The sequence below is a fragment of the Fructobacillus pseudoficulneus genome (assembly GCF_900108455.1).
GTDB lineage: Bacteria > Bacillota > Bacilli > Lactobacillales > Lactobacillaceae > Fructobacillus > Fructobacillus pseudoficulneus.
The window spans coordinates 63,001-83,746 of sequence record NZ_FNWS01000001.1 but is presented as its reverse complement, the minus strand read 5'-3'; the positions used below and the strand labels follow the sequence as shown (position 1 = coordinate 83,746).

The following is a 20,746-nucleotide window of genomic DNA, read 5'->3' as shown; positions in this document are numbered from 1 at the left end:
TGAGCTTTGAATCGTGAAAGTGTCAAAGACAATGAAAATTGCCTTTGGAAATCAGGTGGAACCGCGCGTCAGCGTCCTGATGTCAATTTTTGACATTAGGCCGTTGGCCGCGGTTTTTTGTCTAGTTAGGAGGAAGTGATGGCCAAATTAAAGTACCATTTGGAATCGGATACCGTTTTAGTCTTAAATGAGGCTGGTCAGGCTGGCGATACGCTTGATTTAAAAGATGAGCAACAAGTTGACACGAGTCAACTGGGTAGTGCCGTTCAAGCAGCAATTGAACAAAAACTGGCCCAAGAAAAGGCGGACTGGGACAAGAATCAACAAGAGCTTTTACAAGCGCAGTTAGCTCAGGAACAGCAAAAGGCTAGTTTGTCCTTAGAAAAAGCCAAACAAGCTGAAAAGGACCAAGCCCAAGTTGAGAAAAATAAGCTCCAAGACCAACTGACTGATCTCAAGCGGCAACTTGACCAGGCTCAAAGTCGAGCAGATCTTGATTTGGAAAAGGCTAAGCAGGCTGAAAAAGACCAAGCTCAGGCAGAGAAAACCCGTTTGCAGGAACAATTGGCTACCATGAAGGCTGATTTAACTGCCGTTAAAAAGCAACAGGAATCAGAAGCTGCCTTAGCTTTGTCGCAGCAAAAGGAAAAACTGCAAGCGGATTACCAGCGTGAAAAAGAGGCTGCTACTGCGGCTCAGGTTGAGCTAGAAAAGCAGTTGGCTGATTTAAAAAATAAAGTTCAAAACCAGGAACGCGATCAGCAATTGGCTGTAACTCAAGTGAAAACTGAGTATGAGGGACAATTAAAGCTTGCTCAAGAACAAGTTGAACTTTATAAGGACTTTAAGGCCAAGCAGTCAACGAAAGAAATTGGTGAAAGCTTAGAAGTTTACGCTCACCAGGAATTTGAAAAAGTTCGGTCGATTGCCTTTCAGAATGCTTATTTTGAAAAAGATAATGATGTTTCCAAGGAAAGTGGTTCCAAGGGTGATTTCATTTTTCGTGATTATCAAGATGGCGTAGAATTTATTTCCATTATGTTTGATATGAAAAACGAAGCTGATGGGACGGAACGGAAGCATAAAAACGAAGACTTTTTCAAGGAACTCGATAAAGATCGTCGAGAGAAACAGACAGAGTATGCTGTCTTAGTTTCCATGCTAGAAGCCGATAGCGAATTATATAATACTGGAATCGTCCAAGTGAACGGTTATGAAAAGATGTATGTGATTCGCCCGCAGTTCTTTATTCAATTCATTGGTCTCTTGCGGAATGCAGCCTTAAATTCAGTTCAGTACAAAAAAGAATTAGAAGTTGAGCGCAATCAAAATATTGATATTACTAACTTTGAAAATAATATCAATGTCTTCAAGGACCGCTTTGCCAAGAACTACAATTCTTATTCAAATAATTTTCAAAAGGCAATTGAGCAGATTGATCGAGCCATTAGCCAAATGGAAAACGTGAAAAAGAGCTTAACGACGTCGGAGAACCAAATCCGGTTGGCCAACAATAAGTTGGAAGATTTGACGGTTAAGCGGCTGACGAAGGACAATCCAACGATGATTGCCAAATTTGCTGACTTAGCGGATGATGAGTCCGGCAAATCATCATCTTAACCAGCTTTGATGATTGCCACTGTAAAGATTTAGATTTAGATAAAGAGGAAGACGAATGTCTAGTGAAAAACTATCAGTACAAGATATTATTTTGACACTGCAAGAGTTTTGGGCCGAAAAGGGCGCGAACTTGATGCAAGCCTACGATAACGAAGTTGGGGCGGGAACACAGAGCCCCTATACTTTCTTGCGGGCCAATGGTCCTGAACCATGGCGAGCTGCTTACGTTCAGCCATCACGGCGTCCTGCCGATGGTCGTTATGGTGACAACCCAAACCGGTTGTTCCAGCACCACCAATTTCAAGTGGTGATGAAGCCATCACCCGATAACATCCAAGAACTTTACCTGGCCTCATTGGAAGCCTTGGGTATCAAGCCATTAGAGCACGATATCCGCTTCGTCGAGGATAACTGGGAAAACCCATCAATGGGTGCTGCCGGTATCGGTTGGGAAGTTTGGCTTGATGGAATGGAAGTTACTCAGTTTACTTACTTTCAACAAGTTGGTGGAATCGAAGTTGATTCTGTGACTGCCGAAATCACCTACGGTTTGGAACGATTGGCTTCATACATTCAAGACGTCCCAACGGTTTATGATTTGGAATGGGGCCACGGCGTTTTGTACGGTGACATTTTTAAGGAACCGGAATACGAACACTCAAAGTATGCCTTTGAGGAATCAAATCAGAAGATGCTCTTGCAACACTTCGATGATTTTGAAAAAGAAGCTCAGCACAATTTGGAGCTAGGCTTGGTACACCCAGCCTATGACTACATCTTGAAGTCATCACATACCTTTAACTTGCTCGATGCCCGCGGAACGGTTTCCGTCACGGAAAGAGCTGGTTACTTACATCGGATTCGAACTATGGCCCGTCAGGTATCGAAGGTCTTTATCGAAGAACGAGCAAAGCTTGGTTTTCCATTGCTAAAGGACGAAGCCTTGCGTGAAAAGTACTTGGGTGCAAAGGGGAAGTACGCCAAGAAGGAGGACCAGGACTAATGGCAGATTTTATTTTAGAAATTGGCTTGGAAGAAATGCCAGCCCACTTGGTAACGAGCTCAGAAAAACAGTTGGTTGACCGTGTATCAGACTTTTTGGCTGACCATCGCCTTGGTTATAAGGAAATTAAGCCATTTTCAACGCCACGTCGTTTGGCCGTTCAATTGACGGATTTGGCAGCTGGATCAGAAGCTGTTCAAGATGAAAAACGCGGTCCTGCCATTGATCGGGCCAAGGATGATAATGGTGAGTGGTCAAAGGCAGCCCAGGGATTTGCTCGTGGCCAAAAGACGACCCCTGAACAGTTGGTCGAAAAGGATGGTTATTTGTGGGCTAAGACCGAAATTAAGGGCGTATCTGCAGCTGAGATTTTGACTAAGTTAGGCGAAGAGGTTGTCGAAAAGATGACCTTCTCAACTTATATGAAGTGGGGGAACCACAGCTTTTCATACATTCGCCCAATTCGCTGGTTGGTCGCGTTGTTAGACCAAGAAGTCGTTGACTTCACCGTTTTGGATGTTAAAACCGGTAATACCACTCGTGGTCATCGTTTCTTGTCAACAGAAAACGTACAAGTAACCGCCGCAAGTAACTATGAAAAAGACCTAGAAGCTGCCTTTGTCGTTGTTGATGCAACAAAGCGTAAGGCAACCATCACGAAGCAGTTGGAACAGATTGCTAAGGACCAAAAGTGGCACTTGGATTTGACGACTGACCAAGCAGAAGACCTGCTTGAAGAAGTCAATAACATCGTGGAATGGCCAACTGCCTTTGCTGGTAATTTTGACAAGAAGTACTTGGACTTACCAAAGGAAGTTTTGATTACTTCAATGCGTGACCACCAACGCTTCTTCTTCGTTACGGACGATGAAGGCGAACTCTTGCCACATTTTTTCTCAGTTCGAAACGGAAATGAAGAGAATTTGGCCAACGTTGTTGCGGGTAACGAAAAGGTTTTGGTTGCACGTTTGGAAGATGCCGTCTTCTTCTACCAAGAAGACCAACAAAAGAGCATTGATGACTACATGGAACGAGTTAAGAAACTTGTCTTCCATGAAAAGATTGGAACGGTCTACGAGCACATGATGCGTGTCCGCGGTTTGGCCGGTCAATTGGGACAGGCATTGGGCCTTTCATACGAAGAATTGTCTGATTTGAACCGGGCAACTGAAATTTACAAGTTCGACTTGATGACCGGAATGGTCGGTGAATTTGACGAATTGCAAGGTGTGATGGGTGAACACTACGCCAAGCTCTTTGGTGAAAATGATGTAGTGGCCCATGCAATCTTGGAGCACTATTTGCCAACCTCTGCGACTGGGGCAGTGGCAGATTCAAAGATTGGCGCTGTCTTGGCAATTGCTGACAAGCTTGACTCAATCGTGACCTTCTTTGCTGCTGATTTGATTCCATCAGGTGCTAACGACCCTTATGGTTTGCGTCGAGCAGCTACTGGGGTGGTGCGAACGTTGGAAGCCCATGACTGGCATTTGAACTTGCTAGACATTTTGGCCAACTTTAGTAAGCAAAACAAGGAAGTTGCTGATACGGATTTGGCTCAAATTATTAACTTCTTGACCGACCGTGTCCGTAAGTTAGCTGCTGACAGCGGTGTGCGTTCGGACATTGTGACGGCTGGAACGGCAAATGTCGTAACTGGTGACTTGGTTTATGTTGCTGACCGGACGAACGTTTTGGCTAAGCACGCTAAAGACACAAACTTCCGTGATGTTATGGAAGCCTTGTCTCGGGTGACCCGTTTGGCAAGCAAGGAAAAAGTCGAAGCGCCAGTTAAGCCTAACCTGCTGGAAAACGACCAGGAAAAGGCCTTGTATGAAGCAAGCAAGGATTTGGACTTGGCTAATTTGGAAGCAGAAGGGGCGGAAGCCTTGTATCAAGCCTTAGCAGCCTTGCAAGCACCAATCGCCGCTTACTTTGACAATACCTTGGTCAATGATCCAAAGAAGGCGGTTAAGAATAACCGCTACGCTCAGTTGAATGCTTTGAGCACTTTGATTAATGGACTAGGGGACATTGAACAGATTGTTATTAAATAAGTAGACTTATAAGTCAACATTAAAAGCGACCGTGATAAAATCATGGTCGCTTTTTTGTTTTTGCAGAAAAGTTATCGCAGAAATGTTCAAATAAAAAGCCCTGCTCACGCCGGGACTCGCCTGTCATTATCGAAAAATGTTATAAGCAGATATGAGTTTTGTGGGGAAAAATAATTAACAGACGAGAGATACTTCTCTTTTTATTTCAATCATTTCTGATTTAACAAAATTTTAACATATTAAAATAATTATTGAAATGTTTTTTTGATTTAGAAAATGAAAAATTATTTTTTGAAAGGCAAGATGATAGTCTTTTATTGGTTGCTTTTTAGGCATACGAGTAATTAAAAAAATTACTTTAAAAGATAAGTTATTTTATTCTGATTTTAATTTATTTTACGGTTAAGTGATTTTATTGACATGTTGTGTTACAATGTTGCCGATATAATCTATTTTAAATACGAAAGTTTCAAGGAGTAAAAATATGTTAGATGACAAAATGTATAAATCCAGCAAAAGTTGGTTGGTTGCAGCTGGAGCATTTATGTTGATTGGCGGATTTTCTATGTCGAGTGATCAACATATTAATCCATTAACCGAAACCAATGTTTCCGCCGATGATCAGGATAGCAGTTCATTACAAGCGGCTCAAGAACAAGCCAATACTAACTTGGACACCTTACAAAGCACTGAGATTAATGCAATTACAACTTATTCTGTTGGGTTTCCAGAATACACTCATGATACCCAGCAAAAAGTAATCCAAACGATTATTGCCCAACAACGGGCCAAAGTTGCTAATGCAACGACGGCAGGCGAAGCCACAGCTGCCTATACAGAGGCGCAAACAATTTTGTCTGGTTTAAGTGCGGCTAAAACTAATGCCATCAAAACAATACAGGCTGAAATCAAAACTGCTATTAGCCAGTTACCTGCAGATGGTCGTTGGAATGGTTATTCTAGTGCTAGTTTGTTTCAAGGTATTGGTTTAAACCAAGAGGGAGATTACCTTTCCATGCTGGTGGACTTGGCGCAGAGTAAGGATGAGATAGACAATATATTGAGTACAAAGTCATTAATGGATCAGGCGACGACAATTGATCAACAAGCTGATCCGCGACTGGATGCGACAGCAGCAAAACAGTATACGCAAACATTGTTTCAGTTGATTTCTACCCAGACGCAGGAAGAGATTAATAGGAGTGTTCTTTTTGATAGTTCAACCAAGCAACTGATGCTTCAAGCTGGCCAAAACCTTTTTAATAGTGCTTTGTCAATTGATCCGGCCAACTATACCAATAATATGGATCAATATTATGGTGCCGTATGGGGGAAACTTCTCGATTATACTAGTCAAATTCGGGGTGAATACCAAGCTGAAGTACAAATTAAAGCTGCTGTAAATGCCGCGATTAGTCGAGTGAAGGCTGATACTAGCTTGACTGCTAATCAAGTTAGCGCTAAGCTAACAGCTCTGGCTACGGTGGAGCAGCAATTGCTTGCCGCTAATTATTCGTCAGCTTCATACACTGCTTATGCTAAAACTGCTAATTCAGTGGATAGTGCTATCCAAAAGGCTGAAAATACTCAGGTAGCACCAACACCTGAAAATCCAAGTTCAAATAATAATAGCGCTAACAATCAGACGAGTGATACAAGTAGCGCTAGTCAAAACACTGCTGCAAACAATTCAACTCAGAAGCAGGGGACGACTGTAGCAAAGACTGATAGTGGTAGCCAATTACCAAAGGCCGCGATTCATGCAGTTCAGCAATCCAGTAATTGGATTATTGCAAGTGTCGCAGCTGCTTTATTTGGTGGATCAGTATGGTTGTCAAAGCGTAATAAGAAGAACTAATAACAAGGTAGAATGCGTATCATCGGGATTAATTAACCGAGGGTATGCTTTTTTATTTTTAACTTTGTCGAATAAATCATAAATTAAGTTAAAAAGTTGTAAAACAGATATAAAAATAATCAAAATGCCTTTATATATCCAATTATTTCTATATTGTTTCACATACATGTCTAAATAGTGTATAATACCTATGAACGAATGTTTAAATAATTACAAAGTGAAGGTATTTTGCGTTATGAGAAGTCGAAAAGTTGCTACCACTAAGTTAGTAGATCGTAAGAAGTTAAGGAAAGTGAAGAAGAATTGGGTCACCGTTTCATTGATTTCATTTTCAATTCTTGGTGCTGGAGGCTTGACGGTTGCTGATCATTATGCGAGCGCTGATGGAGAAAATCAGTCATCAACCAGCAGTTCGAGTAACATCAATATCAATGCAGTCCCTGCTTCTGTAGATACTGTTTCTGCTAGTGTTAGTCAAGCAGGGGCAGCTGTTAAAAATCCTGGTTCTGCTCAAATTTATAATATCAATTTAACAAATAACAATCCCTATGGTGCGATTATTCCCAAGGGAACCGTGATTAAAATTACATTCAACAGTCCGGCTGGGACAGACTTAAGTAAGGAATTGTCATTCTCAGGTTTAAATGCTGCAGGTGCTTTAGCCAATAACTATTCTGCCAATTTTAGTGGTAATACATTAACCATTACAACAACTGCTGATCAGTATCCAAGTTCTCAAAATCTTCAAGCTATTTTTAATTTATCTGATCCTGGTTGGAATTGGGATAACTCTAATAATGAGGAAACTCCTAATAATTTCAACATTACGGCAAATGCAGAGTTCATTTACCAAGGAAATAGCTTAACTAGCAACTTTAATGCAAGTAATCTTAATTTTGCAATTGCACCAACTCCAAAGGCGACGGCTGAGAAATTAAATACAGATAATCCAACACCTGGTTATCAACAAGGATTGCGGATTCTGGGATTCCAACCGTAGCTAGTTATCCAAAGGGATCGACCGGCTATGTCTCCAATACACAAGGTGGTCAGAGTGCCTCTGTCTATAATCCGACTGTTCTTAGCGCAGCAGGAAATCCTTACTTTGTGACTGAAGCGGTCTACAACCAAGCAGCGGATAAGAACTTTTCAGGAAGTAAAATTGAATTAAAGAGCTCAAATATTCCGTTTGATGCTAACAATGTCTATTTCTATAAAGAAACTGATTCTAGCACCGGAACAACCTTTGAGGACATTACCCATGCAGATGGTGTTAATATCAGCGTTAGTGCTGATGGGTTGACGTTGACAGCTGATTTTTCCAACTCGACTTATACGCATAGCATTGTTAAGTTGATTGCCTACCAACCATTTTCCAACCTATCTCAGGTGCCTAATTATAATTATGGTTGGTTGACTTGGATTCATAACGGCAAGACTTATACTCAATATATTTCGCAGGGGAGTGCATATACAGTATTAAATCCTGTGAATGCTAATGGTCATGCCTGGTTTGTCGCACCGGATGTCACGGTTGATCTTGATCAAAACCAACAAATAAATTTTGATCCGAAGTCTGGCATCGAAGCCTTTAATGGCTTGGATAACTCCGCTATTTCGGCTGACAACATTACTGTCACCAATTTGAATGGTTATCCAAGTAACGGACAAGGGTCTTTGGCAGCTGGTGATTATCAAATCACTTATCAAGTTGCCAATAGTGACGGTTCGACAACCACTGTTTCGCGGATGATTCATGTTGTGAAACGTTACGAAACAGCCACGAAAACAGCTAATCGCTCTGTGACTGTTTCATATCAGGATGCTAATGGTAATCAACTAAAACCTGATGTGAGTCAGAATGTAAGTTATTTGATTACGGGAACAAAGGACTTACAAACAAATGGTTGGGTTGGCGATTCAACTGCAACTGTTGCAAGTGGTTCAGCCAGTTATAGTTTTGCCTCGCCATCAGTAAGTGGCTATCATTCACCAAGTCAAGCAACGGTTTCGGGCACGTTGAACTTTGATCCAAGTCAACCGGATAACGTTCACATTATTGTCACGTATCAAAAAGATGATATTGATACCACTACTAGCACCTTGATTCGTAAAATCACCGTCTCATATCAAGATAGTGAGGGCAAGACATTAGCGCCGGATCAAAGTCAAGATGTTACTTACACAGATACTAAACAGACGGACCGTCAGACTGGTGCTGTAGTTAATGATGCGACTACTGTAACTGCAGGTAAGGCAGATTATAGTTTTACATCGCCAGCTGTAGATGGTTATCACGCACCAAGTCAAGCAACAGTAGCAGGAACATTGTCATATGACCCAAATGCGGACACTGATCAAAAGATTGTTGTGACCTATCAGAAAGATGATGTCCAAAATGTAATTACTCATTTGACAAGAAAGGTAACTGTTAATTACCAAGACCAGAATGGTCGTATTTTGGCACCATCACAGTCGCAAGAGGTTACTTACACGATTAGTACACCAACCGATGTTCAAACTGGCAAAGCAGTTGGAACGCCAACAATTTCGGTTGAAAATGGAAAAGCTGATTATAGCTTTACATCACCAGCAATTGATGGGTATCACTCACCAAGCCAAGCAACTGTGGCTGGTACGTTGACATACGATTTAACAGCAGATACGAATCAGAACATTATTGTGGAGTATCAACAGGATGCTGTTGCTCCAAGTCAGACAAATTCGAATGGGGATGTCCGTTCTGATGGAAGCCAGGGTAATAATGTTGTTTCTGTAGCTAGTGGTTTGCCTGAAACTGGTTCAAAGTCGCAAAAAAGTGACAATTCGGAAGCATTTCTAACACTTGGTATTTCGACTTTGTTAGCGGGATTCTTCTTGACTAAGAAAAATAAGCACTAATTTTTAAAATAGATGATTTAGAAGACCTAGTTTTTTAACTAGGTCTTTTTTTGCGCTGAAATCAAAAGTATGTTTTAATGTTGGTTTATTAAATTAGATTGGAGGGATGAAAAAGTGCGGTTAAATTCTAGATATATTTTTCTTTTCGCTGCTATTTTCTTGCCAATCATTATTCCCGAGTATCAATTAGATGGTTTAACTGGGAATAGCATGGTTTCCCTTGAATTGGCATTGATTGCGGTGGCTATCTTACCAATCGATTTCACAACAACCAAAAAAAGCGAAAAAATCAAGAATTATTTGATAATTATCGGGACGATTATATTATCTTTTGTCTTGTATTTTCTTTACCAGAATTATATGGATTACCAAATGCTTGCTAATGGGAAGATTTCTTCTTGGTATATCTTATTCATTCTACCGGCAATCATGCCAATGCTAATCGTTCATTTTTGCCGCTGGGTTAAGGAACGTTTTAAGGAAACTGAATTAAAAGAGAATAACGAAATTGATGAATTTTAATTTGGATAAATCGTGACTGCATAAGAAAAAGAATCGGATGAAACCGATTCTTTTTCTTTTGTTAGTTGGGTAAACCGCTTGGTTTCACCGCCTTTTTCCTGTAAAATGTTAGGTAAGAACTCACTTTATAAGAAGCAGGATATTCATGGCAGAAATTACTTTAGCAGCACTACAAGAACGGCAAAAGCACATTCGCAATTTTTCAATTGTGGCTCACATTGATCACGGGAAGTCGACGATTGCCGACCGAATTTTAGAGCAGACACAGACCGTGGCCGAACGTGACATGCAAAACCAGTTGCTGGATACCATGGATTTGGAACGGGAACGTGGGATTACCATTAAGCTGAATGCGGTCGAGGTTCATTACAAGGCCAATGATGGTGAAACGTACATTTTCCATTTGATTGATACCCCGGGACACGTGGACTTTTCTTACGAAGTTTCCCGTTCTTTGGCGGCGGCCGAAGGGGCAATTTTAGTGGTGGATGCTGCTCAAGGTGTTGAAGCTCAAACATTGGCCAATGTGTATTTGGCCATCGATAACGATTTGGAAATTTTGCCCGTCATTAACAAAATCGATTTGCCGGCAGCTGACCCTGACAAGGTTAAGGGCGAAATTGAAGACGTGATTGGCCTTGATGCTTCGGATGCCGTCTTGGTTTCTGCCAAACAGGGAATCGGTATTCCTGAACTTTTGGAACGAATTGTTTCTGATTTTCCGGCGCCAGATGGTGACCTGGAAGCACCTTTGCGCGCTTTGATTTTTGATTCCCAGTACGATGCCTACCGTGGTGTTGTGGTCAATTTGCGAGTCCGCGAAGGAATCGTTAAACCTGGTGACCGGGTGAAGATGATGAACACTGGGGCGGAATACGAAGTAACTGAAGTCGGGGTGATGTCACCCGATGCTCAAAAGCGTGATTATTTGATGGCAGGGGATGTCGGTTATTTGACAGCCTCGATTAAGGACATTCAAACGACGCATTCCGGTGATACGGTGACCTTGGTTGACAACCCGGCTGACGAACCATTGCCAGGTTATCAGCCTATGACCCCAATGGTTTATTCCGGACTTTATCCATCCGATAATGCCAAATACGGTGATTTGCGTGAGGCCCTTGAGAAGCTGCAATTAAACGATGCCGCTTTGACCTTTGAACCGGAAACCTCACAGGCCCTTGGCTTCGGTTACCGTGTTGGCTTCCTGGGCTTGTTACACATGGATGTGATTCAGGAACGGTTGGAACGCGAATTTGACCTTGATTTGGTCACGACGGCTCCATCTGTTACCTATCGGGTAACAACCGTTGATGGGGAAGTCTTGATGATTGAAAACCCATCGGAATTGCCTGAAAGTCAACAAATCAAGCTAATTGAAGAACCCTTTATTCACGGCAATATCATGGTGCCAAATGAATACGTCGGGGCAGTCATGGAACTGGCTCAGCGCAAGCGTGGCGAATTTGACACGATGGAATATTTGGATGAAAACCGGGTCAATGTTAAGTACTACTTGCCATTGTCCGAAATTATCTTTAACTTCTTCGACAAATTAAAGTCATCAACACGGGGCTACGCCTCCTTGGACTATGAAATCGACGGTTATCGTCCTGCTAATTTGGTTAAGATTGATATCTTGCTGAACTCTGAAAAGGTCGATGCCCTGTCCTTTATTGTGCACCGTGACTTTGCGGCTGAGCGTGGCCGAGTGATTACTTCTAAGTTGAAGGAAATTATTCCACGACAAAACTTTGAAATTCCGGTCCAAGCAGCCATTGGCAATAAGATTTTGGCCCGGACCAACATTAAAGCTTACCGTAAGGACGTTACTTCTAAGATTCACACGGGTGACCCCGATCGACGGGCGAAGTTGCTGGATAAGCAAAAGCGTGGAAAGGCCCGAATGAAGGCGGTCGGTACCGTAACGGTGCCACAGGAAGCCTTTATGGCCGTCTTACAAACGGATGATGATGAAAAGTATGCTCGTGGGAACTAATCGCCCTTTAATTTGAAAAAAGTGGTGATAAAAGTTACGATAAGGTTACGATAACTTTACCAAGGAGAAAACCCATGTCCTTAAAAAAAGTCTTTAAAAATATTGTTGACCATTTTCATCCAAAGATGCTGGCTGTTGGCGTCACCGATAACCGATCACTGGCGGATGAAGATGCCTTTACTGAACGGGAAATCAAAAAGCCTAGTCCAAAGCCGGATGAAGTTTTGGTGCGGATTTTAGCGACGGCGGTCAATCCAGTGGATACGAAGATGCGGGCTAGTTACGCTCAGACTGGTGACTTTCGTGTCTTTGGCTTAGATGTGGTTGGGATTGTGGAAGCTGTTGGAAAGGACGTCAAGGACTACTTCATTGGCGACCGGGTTTTTTATGCAGCTACTCAGCACCAAAGCGGAGCTGATGCCACGTATCAAGTGATTCAGGCTGATTTGGTAGCACCAGCTCCCAAGAACTTGGATAATGCCGATGCAGCAGCGATGCCACTGACATCGATTACTGCCCATGATATCTTGCACCACGGCTTTCACTTGCCTGTTGAACGCAATAGTGGTGACGGTCGCTCGGTGTTGATTTTAAATGGTGCCGGTGGTGTTGGTTCAGTTTTGATTCAGCTCGCTAAGTACTTGGGCTTGACGGTTTTGGCTACTGCTGGTAATACCGACTCAAAGAATTGGGTGCGAAACCTTGGTGCCGACTTTGTTTTGGATTACCATGAGGACTTAGCTGAACAGATGGCTGCCATTGATTATCCAACCGTTGATTACATTGCTAATTTGCAAGACACGAATGCCTATTGGGACCTGATGGTTGCCGTCTTGAAGCCCTATGGTGCTATTGCATCGATTGTTGAAAGCACAGCGCCTGTTGAACTAGGTGATCTGAAGTCAAAATCGGCTTCCTTTACCTGGGTCTTTATGTTGGCTCGTGGGAATGAACAAGTTCGCTTAGATGAGCAAGGCGCAATTTTGGCTGCTGTGGCAGATTTGTTAGATCAAGGCGTTTTGCAACCAACAGTCACAAAGATTTATCAAGGCTTGAGCGCTGAAAATGTGCGTCTGGCTAACCAGGATGTGGCTGGCCATCACACGATGGGGAAGGTCGTCATTGATTACCTGGTCGATGCTCAGGTGACCAATAAAGTTGAACAAACGGCCGCCAACGATGTTGCTCCGGTAACAATAGTTGATGTCGAGTAAGGATAAAATGAGAAACAACCGGGGATGACTTTGTCCCCGGCTTTTTCGTGGTAAAAGAGGAAGATAGATGCTGACATATCAAAAAGTGGTTTGGCAAGTGCCAAGTGAATTGCAAGACATTGTGATTGCTGTATTAGTGGCAGCGGGAGCTGATGGTGCTGAACAGGGGCAAGACCAAAGTGGGCAGCCAACGGTTACGGTCTACCAAGACACATCGGTTGCAGGTTGGCAGGATCAAGTGGCTGCTTATGAGGCAGCCTTGGCAGAATTGGCATCACGCGGCCTAGCCGTTACAGCCAAGCCAATCTTGCAAGAGAGCTTGGACGCCAGTCTATGGGCTAATGAGTGGAAAAACTACTACCATGCCAGCCGAGTAACCAATCACTTTACGGTGGTACCGGCCTGGGAAGACTATCAGCCTGCCCAAGAGCAGGAACAGCTGATTGTCATGGATCCAGACCAAGCCTTTGGGACCGGCACTCATCCCACGACTTCATTAATGCTTCAAGCGCTTGAAGCGGTTGTCCGTGGTGGTGAGAAGACGATTGACGTCGGAACTGGCTCTGGTGTCTTGGCAGTAGCGGCCAAACACCTTGGTGTCGGGCCAACTTTGGCGACCGACATTGACCAAGAAGCGGTTGAGACGGCGAAGGCCAACCTTGCCCTGAATCCAGTAGCTAAGGATGTCAAGGTGATTGCCTCCGACTTGATGCAAGCAGTGGGGCCGGACTGGTCAGACGCTGACTTGATTTTGGCCAATATCTTGGCTGATGTGATTACGCCCTTAATTCCGCAGGTCTATCCACGGTTAAAGGCTGGTGGCTATTTCTTGGTTTCTGGTATTTATGATGATGTCCAAGCAGAGATTGTGACGGCCTTAAAGGCTCAGGGACTAAATATCGTTCAACATTTGAATCAGGGAACCTGGCATGCCTTTATTACCCAAAAGCCAGTGGAAGAATAATCGAATGAAAGTTTGTTGAAAGAGGAGTACCGGTATGCACCGTTATTTTTTAAACGAAGAAATTGCTGAAGAATTTACTTTGCCAGCAGAATCGGAAACCTATCACCATTTAGTCCGGGTTTTGCGGGCAAAGGCGGGGACGAAGGCGGAATTTGTTGACCAGCAACAGCGGCTGGTCGTTGGTGAAGTGATGGCCTTAGATGAGCAACAGGCCGTTGTGTCCGTTGTTGAAGAATTAAATCAAGCCGTTGAACTGCCGGTTGCTGTGACCCTGGTGGTTTCACCAGTTAAAAATGATCGAACGGATTGGCTGGTTCAAAAGGCGACTGAAATGGGCGTGAGCCAAATTATTTTAGCTAAAATGGAACGGACCGTCGTTGATTGGGGGAAGCAGGCCGACAAGCGTCTGACACGTTTGCATAAAATCGCTTTAAACGCAGCGGAACAATCTCACCGGCTGCAGGTACCGGTCATTCGACAGGGAACATTTGCCGAGGTTTTGTCGCTAGAAAAAGGGCAAGGCATCGTTGCCTGGGAAGAATCGGCGAAACACGGTGAGAGTGCAACTTTGGTTCAAAAGGCGCGACAAGCAAAGGCGGGGGACCACTTTGTGGCGGTCTTTGGTCCAGAGGGTGGCTTGTCTGAAAATGAAATCGATCAGCTGGCACAAGCGGGTTACGAACCGGCCGGTTTAGGTCCAAGAATTCTACGCGCCGAGACGGCACCCCTATACACATTGGCTGCATTGTCGACTATTTGGGAGTTACTGGACTAGGCCAAAGTTTGTTAAGTTTTCGAAAAAACTTGCTCAAATGTGAAAAACAGCCTATAATTTAACTTAACAATTTCCAATAATGAGGTTTTTTAATGCGCAACTTGCTCAACAAATTAAGCCATTCAGCTCTCTTCTATAATTTGCTGGTGATGGTCGTTATAACAGTCATTTTACCTTACCTGGCAGATCAGTTTGACTGGTCAGACATCAGCCAGGTTGTTTGGCTGTTCTTTGTCTTAAATGGTGGCTTTGCTTTGTACTTTGGTTACCAAATTCGCAAGCAGGGGATGCGCTTTTACTGGATTTTTGCTCAAGCTTTGTTATTTGCCATCGTGACCACTTGGCTTGGCGAATGGGTTGATAACGAGTACGGCTACTATTTGGCTGGCCTTTATCTCGTGTTGACCGTCTTTACTTTTTGGTCGGATACGCGGTCTGACCCAGATGAAAACTTGGTCCCAGTTGATGGCGGCTATGAAAATCTATAAAGAAACCAATCGAAGCGTCCCAAATTGGGGCGTTTTTCTGTTAAACTATTAAGAGAATAATTTTTACTTTGTACCCCCTTGGAGGAAGCATTCGTGATTACTGTTGCAGACATGTCCTTTTCATTTTCTGGTAAGAAACTTTACCAGGACGTTAACTTAAAATTGGTTCCCGGCCATACATACGGGATTATTGGTGCCAACGGTGCCGGTAAGTCGACCTTTTTGAAGTTGCTTCAAGGTGAATTGGAGCCAACGGAAGGGGTCATCAGCATTAGCGATAATGACCGGATGTCTTCTTTACAGCAGGACCACTTTGCCTTTGACGACTTCACGGTCATGGATACGGTGATTCAGGGTCATGAACGCCTATACCAGGTTAAGACTGAAATGGATGCCATTTATGCTAAACCCGACTTTTCGGATGAAGATGGTGTTCGGGTTGGGGACCTTTCTGCTGAATTTGAAGAGCTTGACGGTTGGAATGCCGAAACTGAAGCAGCACAATTGCTGACGAAGTTGGGTATCGATGAATCGATGCAGCACAGCATGATGGGTGATTTGACTGAAAATGATAAGGTGAAGGTCTTGTTGGCCCAAGCTCTCTTTGGTAACCCTGATATCTTGGTGCTAGACGAACCAACCAACGGGCTAGATGTTCAGACGATCGCCTGGCTGGAAGACTTTTTGGCAGACTTTGAAAACCTTGTGATTGTTGTTTCGCACGACCGTCACTTCTTGAACGTTGTCTCAACGAACATCTTGGATGTTGACTACGGTAAAATCACACCGTTCGTTGGAAACTATGACTTCTGGCGTGAATCAGCCGAATTGGCTCAGCGTTTGGCTTCACAGCAAAATGCAAAGAAGGAAGAGCAAATTAAGCAGCTGCAAGAATTCGTGGCGCGCTTTTCTGCCAACGCCTCTAAGTCAAAGCAGGCCACTGCTCGTAAGAAGCAACTGGATAAGATTACACTTGATGATATCAAGCCTTCATCACGTAAGTACCCATACATCTCATTCCCATTGAACCGTGAACTCGGTAATGATTTGGTTCGAGTGGAAGGTGTTTCAAAGACGATTGATGGCGAAAAAGTTTTGGACAACATTACCTTTACGGGGCGCCCAGGCGACAAGTTGGCTATCTTATCTCGGTCTGATTTGGCAACGACCACTTTGATGCAAATCTTAGCAGGAACGATGGAAGCCGATGAAGGAACGGTTACTTGGGGTGTGACAACTAGTCAGTCATACTTGGCCAAGGATTTGAACGACAACTTCGATGACCAAGAAATGGTTATTTTGGACTGGTTGCGTGATTTCGCCGAAGAAGAGCAAAAGGATAACACCACTTTGCGTGGGATGCTCGGTCAAATGTTGTTCAAGGGTGATGATGCCTTGAAGCAAATTAAGGTTTTGTCCGGGGGCGAAAAAGTCCGCATTGTCTTGGCTAAGCTGATGTTGCTTAAGGCCAACGTCTTGTTGCTTGACGACCCAACCAACCACTTGGATTTGGAATCAATTCAGTCATTAAACGATGCTGTTGCCGACTTTAAGGGCTCAGTCATTATGACTTCACACGATCACGAATTCTTGGAAACAACGGCCAACCACATTGTTGAAGTATCAGCTAAGGGTGTTGTTGATCGTTTGGATACGACTTATGATGAGTTCATTAGTTCTGACAGTATCCAAGAAAAAGTAAAAGCATTGTACGATTAAGCTTAGTAAAAGAGCTAGAGAGAGGGCGCTTGCGAGCGTCCTTTTGTTTATAGTCAGCGATAAGGAGACTAGATATGGCTGTTGGTATTGATAAATTAGGCTTTTATACACCATCTTTGGCACTAGATTTAGTGGAATTAGCCAAGGCCCGTGGTGATGAGCCAGACAAGTATACGATTGGGATTGGTCAGTCCGTCCAGACTGTTGTGCCAAACTATGAAGACGTGGTGACGATGGGGGTTAATGCTGCCAAAGAAATCTTAACTGAGGACGATTTAGCTAAGATTGAAATGCTGATTTTTGCCACGGAGTCCGGCATTGATAATTCTAAGTCAGCGGCTGTCTTTGCTCAGGAGCTTCTTGGTTTGTCACCCTTTATTCGGACAATTGAAATGAAGCAGGCCTGTTATGCCGGAACCTATGGCTTGATGCAGGCCAAGGACTTTGTCACCCTGCACCCGGATAAGAAGGTCTTAGTGATTGCCGGTGATATTGCTCGTTATGGGTTAAAAACGCCTGGTGAAGTGACACAAGGGGCCGGTGCGATTGCCATGGTGGTTAGTGCTGATCCAGCAATTGCCACCATCAATGACGATTCAGTATATATGAGTCGAGACGTTGCTGATTTTTGGCGGCCGGTTGACTCCACCACTGCCTTGGTCGATGGCCACCTTTCAACGGATGTTTACAAGGAAATGTTTTTGACTTTGTGGCAGCGTTATCAAGAGCAAACGGGGCACGAGCTGGCCGACTTTGCTGGCTTTGCCTTCCATTTGCCCTATACGAAGATGGGGAAGAAGGCCTTGGACCAAATTATGGACCAGGCTGATAATCAACAGCAGGCGTTCTTACGCGAGCAATTAACCGCCTCACAAGTCTATAACCGCCAGGTCGGTAATCTTTATACGGGATCGGTTTATTTAGCCCTACTTTCATTGCTTCAACAAGGGCAATTAACCGATGGTCAGCGACTGGGCGTCTTTTCCTATGGCTCTGGAGCGGAAGCGGAGCTCTTCTCGCTTGAATTGGTACCTGGCTTTGACAAGGCTGTTGCTGGACAAGACGTCTTAGCGCAATTAGCCCAACGCCAAAACGTTTCGGTGGCCGAGTATGAGGCCATCTTCCAGTCTCAGCTCTTTGATTCAAGCAAAAATCAAGAAAGTGATGCCCCTGACGGGACGGGCTTATGCCAATTTGTCGGCTGGCAGGACGGGCAACGACGTTACCGTTTTAGCTAAAAGCAAACAATAATAACAAAACGCCATAAAAGTTCATCTTTTGTGGCGTTTTTTCATGGAGAAAGTTATCCGAGTGTCATCTAGCTTTGGTAAACTAGAGACATAAATCAATAGGACAAATAAAGGAGAAAAATTCCCATGGCAAAGCGCATTTATTTAGCTGGCCCATTCTTTTCAGACACGCAAATTGCGAAGGCTGAACGCTTAGAAAAAGTGCTCGCAGCACATCCACAAGTGGGGGATGTTTTCTCACCACGATTGCATCAACACAAAGAATTTGAGTTGTTCTCAGAACCTTGGCGTCACGCTGCCTACGGCTCTGATGTTGATGCGATTGATGCCGCTGATATGATCGTGGCTTTGGCTGACTTTGATAACGCTGATACGGATTCTGGAACAGCATGGGAGATTGGTTACGCTCATGCTAAGGGAATGCCAATCGTGATCATCAAAGAAGATGATGTAACTTTGAACTTGATGCTGGCAATGTCTTTGACTGCCTATTTGCACAAGATTGAAGACTTGGCTGACTATGATTTGGAAGCCTTGCCAAAATTGCCATATGATGGTGAAGTCATCTAATAAATTTGTTAAAATAACAAGGCCCACTCGTTTGGATAGTGGGCCTTTGATAGTTAAGGGGAGTTAAAAATGATTAAAGCAGTTGTTACCGTTGTTGGTCAAGATCAAACTGGAATCGTTGCTGGAATCGCAACGACACTGGCTAAGCATGGTGTGAATATCTTGGATATGTCACAGACCATCATGTCAGAAACGTTTACAATGTCAATGCTTGTGGCCCTTGATGCTGCTGATAGCTTTGATGATATCTATGCGGCCGTTAAGGAAGAGGGAGCTCGCCTTGGTGTGACGGTTCACGTTCAACGCCAAGAGATTTTTGATACAATGGCCCACATTTAATTTTGAATAATTAAAGTAAAACGGATAAGAGAAACAAATAACATGGATACAACACAGATTCGAGAAACGATTCAAATGGTCAAAGAGGATAACTTTGATATCCGGACCATTACAATGGGCATTTCTTTGTTAGACACAGTTGGCGGTTCTGTTGAGGAAACGGCCAAGAATGTCTACAAGAAGATTACGACTTACGCCAAGGACCTGGTAGCGGTTGGTCAACAAATTGAACGCGAATACGGTGTGCCAATCACCAACAAGCGGATTTCGGTGACGCCGGTTTCTTTGATTGCCGGTAATGCCGATGAAAAGGAAATCTTGGTTTTAGCTCACGCTTTGGACGATGCTGCTAAGGAAGTCGGCGTTGACTTTATCGGTGGCTATTCTGCCCTCGTGCAAAAGGGCTTTTCTCATGGCGACTTGGCGTTGATTAAGTCATTGCCAAATGCGCTAACGGAAACTGATGTGGTGATGTCTTCTGTCAACGTCGGTTCATCAAAGGCCGGGATTAACCTGGATGCCGTGAAGTTGATGGGTGAAACCATTAAGGTGATTACCGATAAGTCAGATACGGCCAACTCAAAAATGGTCGTCTTCGCCAATGCGGTGGAAGATAATCCGTTCATGGCTGGTGCCTTTCACGGTGTCTCAGAACCAGACGTTGTGATTAACGTTGGGATTTCTGGCCCTGGGGTTGTTAAGCGCGCTTTGGAGCAAGTTAAGGGTGAATCGATTACGGTCGTTGCCGAAACGATCAAGAAGACGGCCTTTAAGATTACTCGTGTTGGCCAGTTGGTCGGAACGATTGCTTCTGAACGTTTGGGTGTGCCATTTGGAATCGTTGATTTGTCATTGGCACCAACACCAGCTCGTGGTGACTCTGTGGCTGAAGTGCTTGAAGAAATCGGTTTGGAGCAGGTTGGAACGCACGGAACAACGGCAGCCTTGATGCTCTTAAACGATGCCGTTAAAAAGGGTGGCGTGATGGCCTCACAAGGTGTCGGTGGTTTATCAGGGGCCTTTATCCCAGTTTCTGAGGATGCGGGGATGATTGACGCCGTTAAGGCTGGTACTTTGTCATTAGCTAAGCTGGAAGCAATGACTTCCGTTTGTTCCGTTGGTTTGGACATGATTGCCATTCCAGGTGAGACGGAAGCAACCACTATCTCGGCGATGATTGCTGATGAAGCGGCTATTGGAATTCAAAACAATAAGACAACTGCTGTCCGGATTTTGCCAACAAATGGGACGAAGGTTGGCGACATGGTTGATTATGGTGGCTTGCTCGGAACCGCGCCAGTAATGCCAGTTGTCGATAAGTCTTCTGCAGACTTTATTAACCGTGGGGGCCATGTCCCTGCACCAATTCATTCATTTAAGAATTAATATCAAAAGAACAGCCAAAATGACGAATCCGTCAAAGGGCTGTTCTTTTTTTGCTGTGATTTGAGTAAGAAAAAAGACCCA

General features: G+C 43.9%; 17 protein-coding genes. All 17 read left to right on the top strand.

Features of this window, described 5'->3' with window-relative positions; translation table 11 throughout:
* The first annotated feature begins 138 nt into the window (after positions 1 to 138).
* The 17 genes from BLW39_RS00400 (at position 139) to BLW39_RS00320 (ending at position 20,665) form a co-directional block, all read left to right on the top strand.
* Positions 139 to 1,620 (top strand): DUF2130 domain-containing protein, encoded by a 1,482-nt coding sequence (locus BLW39_RS00400; protein ID WP_059375306.1) that lies wholly within the window; start codon positions 139 to 141, stop codon positions 1,618 to 1,620.
* 55 nt (positions 1,621 to 1,675) lie between these two features.
* Complete coding sequence (glyQ, locus tag BLW39_RS00395) at positions 1,676 to 2,623, top strand: glycine--tRNA ligase subunit alpha (protein ID WP_059375304.1); 948 nt, start codon at positions 1,676 to 1,678, stop codon at positions 2,621 to 2,623.
* Positions 2,623 to 4,680 (top strand): glycine--tRNA ligase subunit beta, encoded by a 2,058-nt coding sequence (gene glyS, locus BLW39_RS00390; protein ID WP_059375303.1) that lies wholly within the window; start codon positions 2,623 to 2,625, stop codon positions 4,678 to 4,680. The genes glyQ and glyS overlap by 1 nt, the downstream gene beginning before the upstream one ends.
* A gap of 565 nt (positions 4,681 to 5,245) precedes the next feature.
* A complete protein-coding gene (locus BLW39_RS00385) occupies positions 5,246 to 6,538 on the top strand; it encodes a hypothetical protein (protein WP_143404243.1) in 1,293 nt (430 codons plus the stop codon).
* A 190-nt stretch (positions 6,539 to 6,728) separates the two neighbouring features.
* Positions 6,729 to 7,538 (top strand): KxYKxGKxW signal peptide domain-containing protein, encoded by an 810-nt coding sequence (locus BLW39_RS00380; RefSeq protein ID WP_082138796.1) that lies wholly within the window; start codon positions 6,729 to 6,731, stop codon positions 7,536 to 7,538.
* A gap of 107 nt (positions 7,539 to 7,645) precedes the next feature.
* Complete coding sequence (locus BLW39_RS00375; protein ID WP_059375293.1) at positions 7,646 to 9,439, top strand: mucin-binding protein; 1,794 nt, start codon at positions 7,646 to 7,648, stop codon at positions 9,437 to 9,439.
* Positions 9,440 to 9,553: 114 nt separating this feature from the next.
* Positions 9,554 to 9,961, top strand: coding sequence for a hypothetical protein (locus tag BLW39_RS00370; RefSeq protein WP_059375289.1), 408 nt, complete (start codon positions 9,554 to 9,556; stop codon positions 9,959 to 9,961).
* A gap of 145 nt (positions 9,962 to 10,106) precedes the next feature.
* Positions 10,107 to 11,960: a translation elongation factor 4 gene (gene lepA / locus BLW39_RS00365; protein ID WP_059375284.1), complete on the top strand. Its 1,854-nt coding sequence runs from the start codon at positions 10,107 to 10,109 to the stop codon at positions 11,958 to 11,960.
* Positions 11,961 to 12,034: 74 nt separating this feature from the next.
* Positions 12,035 to 13,174 carry a zinc-binding alcohol dehydrogenase family protein gene (locus BLW39_RS00360; RefSeq protein ID WP_059375280.1) on the top strand — a complete coding sequence of 380 codons (1,140 nt, stop codon included), beginning with the start codon at positions 12,035 to 12,037 and terminating at the stop codon, positions 13,172 to 13,174.
* Between the two features lie 67 nt (positions 13,175 to 13,241).
* A complete protein-coding gene (prmA, locus tag BLW39_RS00355; RefSeq protein WP_074717647.1) occupies positions 13,242 to 14,138 on the top strand; it encodes a 50S ribosomal protein L11 methyltransferase in 897 nt (298 codons plus the stop codon).
* Between the two features lie 34 nt (positions 14,139 to 14,172).
* Positions 14,173 to 14,913 (top strand): RsmE family RNA methyltransferase, encoded by a 741-nt coding sequence (locus tag BLW39_RS00350; RefSeq protein ID WP_059375268.1) that lies wholly within the window; start codon positions 14,173 to 14,175, stop codon positions 14,911 to 14,913.
* 92 nt (positions 14,914 to 15,005) lie between these two features.
* Positions 15,006 to 15,401, top strand: coding sequence for a hypothetical protein (locus BLW39_RS00345; protein ID WP_059375265.1), 396 nt, complete (start codon positions 15,006 to 15,008; stop codon positions 15,399 to 15,401).
* A 93-nt stretch (positions 15,402 to 15,494) separates the two neighbouring features.
* Complete coding sequence (locus BLW39_RS00340; RefSeq protein ID WP_059375262.1) at positions 15,495 to 17,120, top strand: ABC-F family ATP-binding cassette domain-containing protein; 1,626 nt, start codon at positions 15,495 to 15,497, stop codon at positions 17,118 to 17,120.
* A gap of 74 nt (positions 17,121 to 17,194) precedes the next feature.
* Positions 17,195 to 18,358 carry a hydroxymethylglutaryl-CoA synthase gene (locus tag BLW39_RS00335; RefSeq protein ID WP_059375259.1) on the top strand — a complete coding sequence of 388 codons (1,164 nt, stop codon included), beginning with the start codon at positions 17,195 to 17,197 and terminating at the stop codon, positions 18,356 to 18,358.
* Between the two features lie 138 nt (positions 18,359 to 18,496).
* Complete coding sequence (locus tag BLW39_RS00330; RefSeq protein WP_059375257.1) at positions 18,497 to 18,940, top strand: nucleoside 2-deoxyribosyltransferase; 444 nt, start codon at positions 18,497 to 18,499, stop codon at positions 18,938 to 18,940.
* A 69-nt stretch (positions 18,941 to 19,009) separates the two neighbouring features.
* Complete coding sequence (locus BLW39_RS00325; protein WP_059375254.1) at positions 19,010 to 19,279, top strand: ACT domain-containing protein; 270 nt, start codon at positions 19,010 to 19,012, stop codon at positions 19,277 to 19,279.
* A gap of 42 nt (positions 19,280 to 19,321) precedes the next feature.
* On the top strand, positions 19,322 to 20,665 hold the full coding sequence (locus BLW39_RS00320; protein ID WP_059375251.1) for a PFL family protein: 1,344 nt from the start codon (positions 19,322 to 19,324) through the stop codon (positions 20,663 to 20,665).
* The last annotated feature ends 81 nt before the right edge of the window (positions 20,666 to 20,746 follow it).

Bases quoted from the DNA above. Each gene is read 5' to 3' on its own strand.
- BLW39_RS00400 (WP_059375306.1), top strand. From the start codon at position 139: ATGGCCAAATTAAAGTACCATTTGGAATCGGATACCGTTTTAGTCTTA.
- glyQ (WP_059375304.1), top strand. From the start codon at position 1,676: ATGTCTAGTGAAAAACTATCAGTACAAGATATTATTTTGACACTGCAA.
- glyS (WP_059375303.1), top strand. From the start codon at position 2,623: ATGGCAGATTTTATTTTAGAAATTGGCTTGGAAGAAATGCCAGCCCAC.
- BLW39_RS00385 (WP_143404243.1), top strand. From the start codon at position 5,246: ATGTCGAGTGATCAACATATTAATCCATTAACCGAAACCAATGTTTCC.
- BLW39_RS00380 (WP_082138796.1), top strand. From the start codon at position 6,729: ATGAACGAATGTTTAAATAATTACAAAGTGAAGGTATTTTGCGTTATG.
- lepA (WP_059375284.1), top strand. From the start codon at position 10,107: ATGGCAGAAATTACTTTAGCAGCACTACAAGAACGGCAAAAGCACATT.
- BLW39_RS00360 (WP_059375280.1), top strand. From the start codon at position 12,035: ATGTCCTTAAAAAAAGTCTTTAAAAATATTGTTGACCATTTTCATCCA.
- prmA (WP_074717647.1), top strand. From the start codon at position 13,242: ATGCTGACATATCAAAAAGTGGTTTGGCAAGTGCCAAGTGAATTGCAA.
- BLW39_RS00350 (WP_059375268.1), top strand. From the start codon at position 14,173: ATGCACCGTTATTTTTTAAACGAAGAAATTGCTGAAGAATTTACTTTG.
- BLW39_RS00345 (WP_059375265.1), top strand. From the start codon at position 15,006: ATGCGCAACTTGCTCAACAAATTAAGCCATTCAGCTCTCTTCTATAAT.
- BLW39_RS00335 (WP_059375259.1), top strand. From the start codon at position 17,195: ATGGCTGTTGGTATTGATAAATTAGGCTTTTATACACCATCTTTGGCA.
- BLW39_RS00330 (WP_059375257.1), top strand. From the start codon at position 18,497: ATGGCAAAGCGCATTTATTTAGCTGGCCCATTCTTTTCAGACACGCAA.
- BLW39_RS00325 (WP_059375254.1), top strand. From the start codon at position 19,010: ATGATTAAAGCAGTTGTTACCGTTGTTGGTCAAGATCAAACTGGAATC.
- BLW39_RS00320 (WP_059375251.1), top strand. From the start codon at position 19,322: ATGGATACAACACAGATTCGAGAAACGATTCAAATGGTCAAAGAGGAT.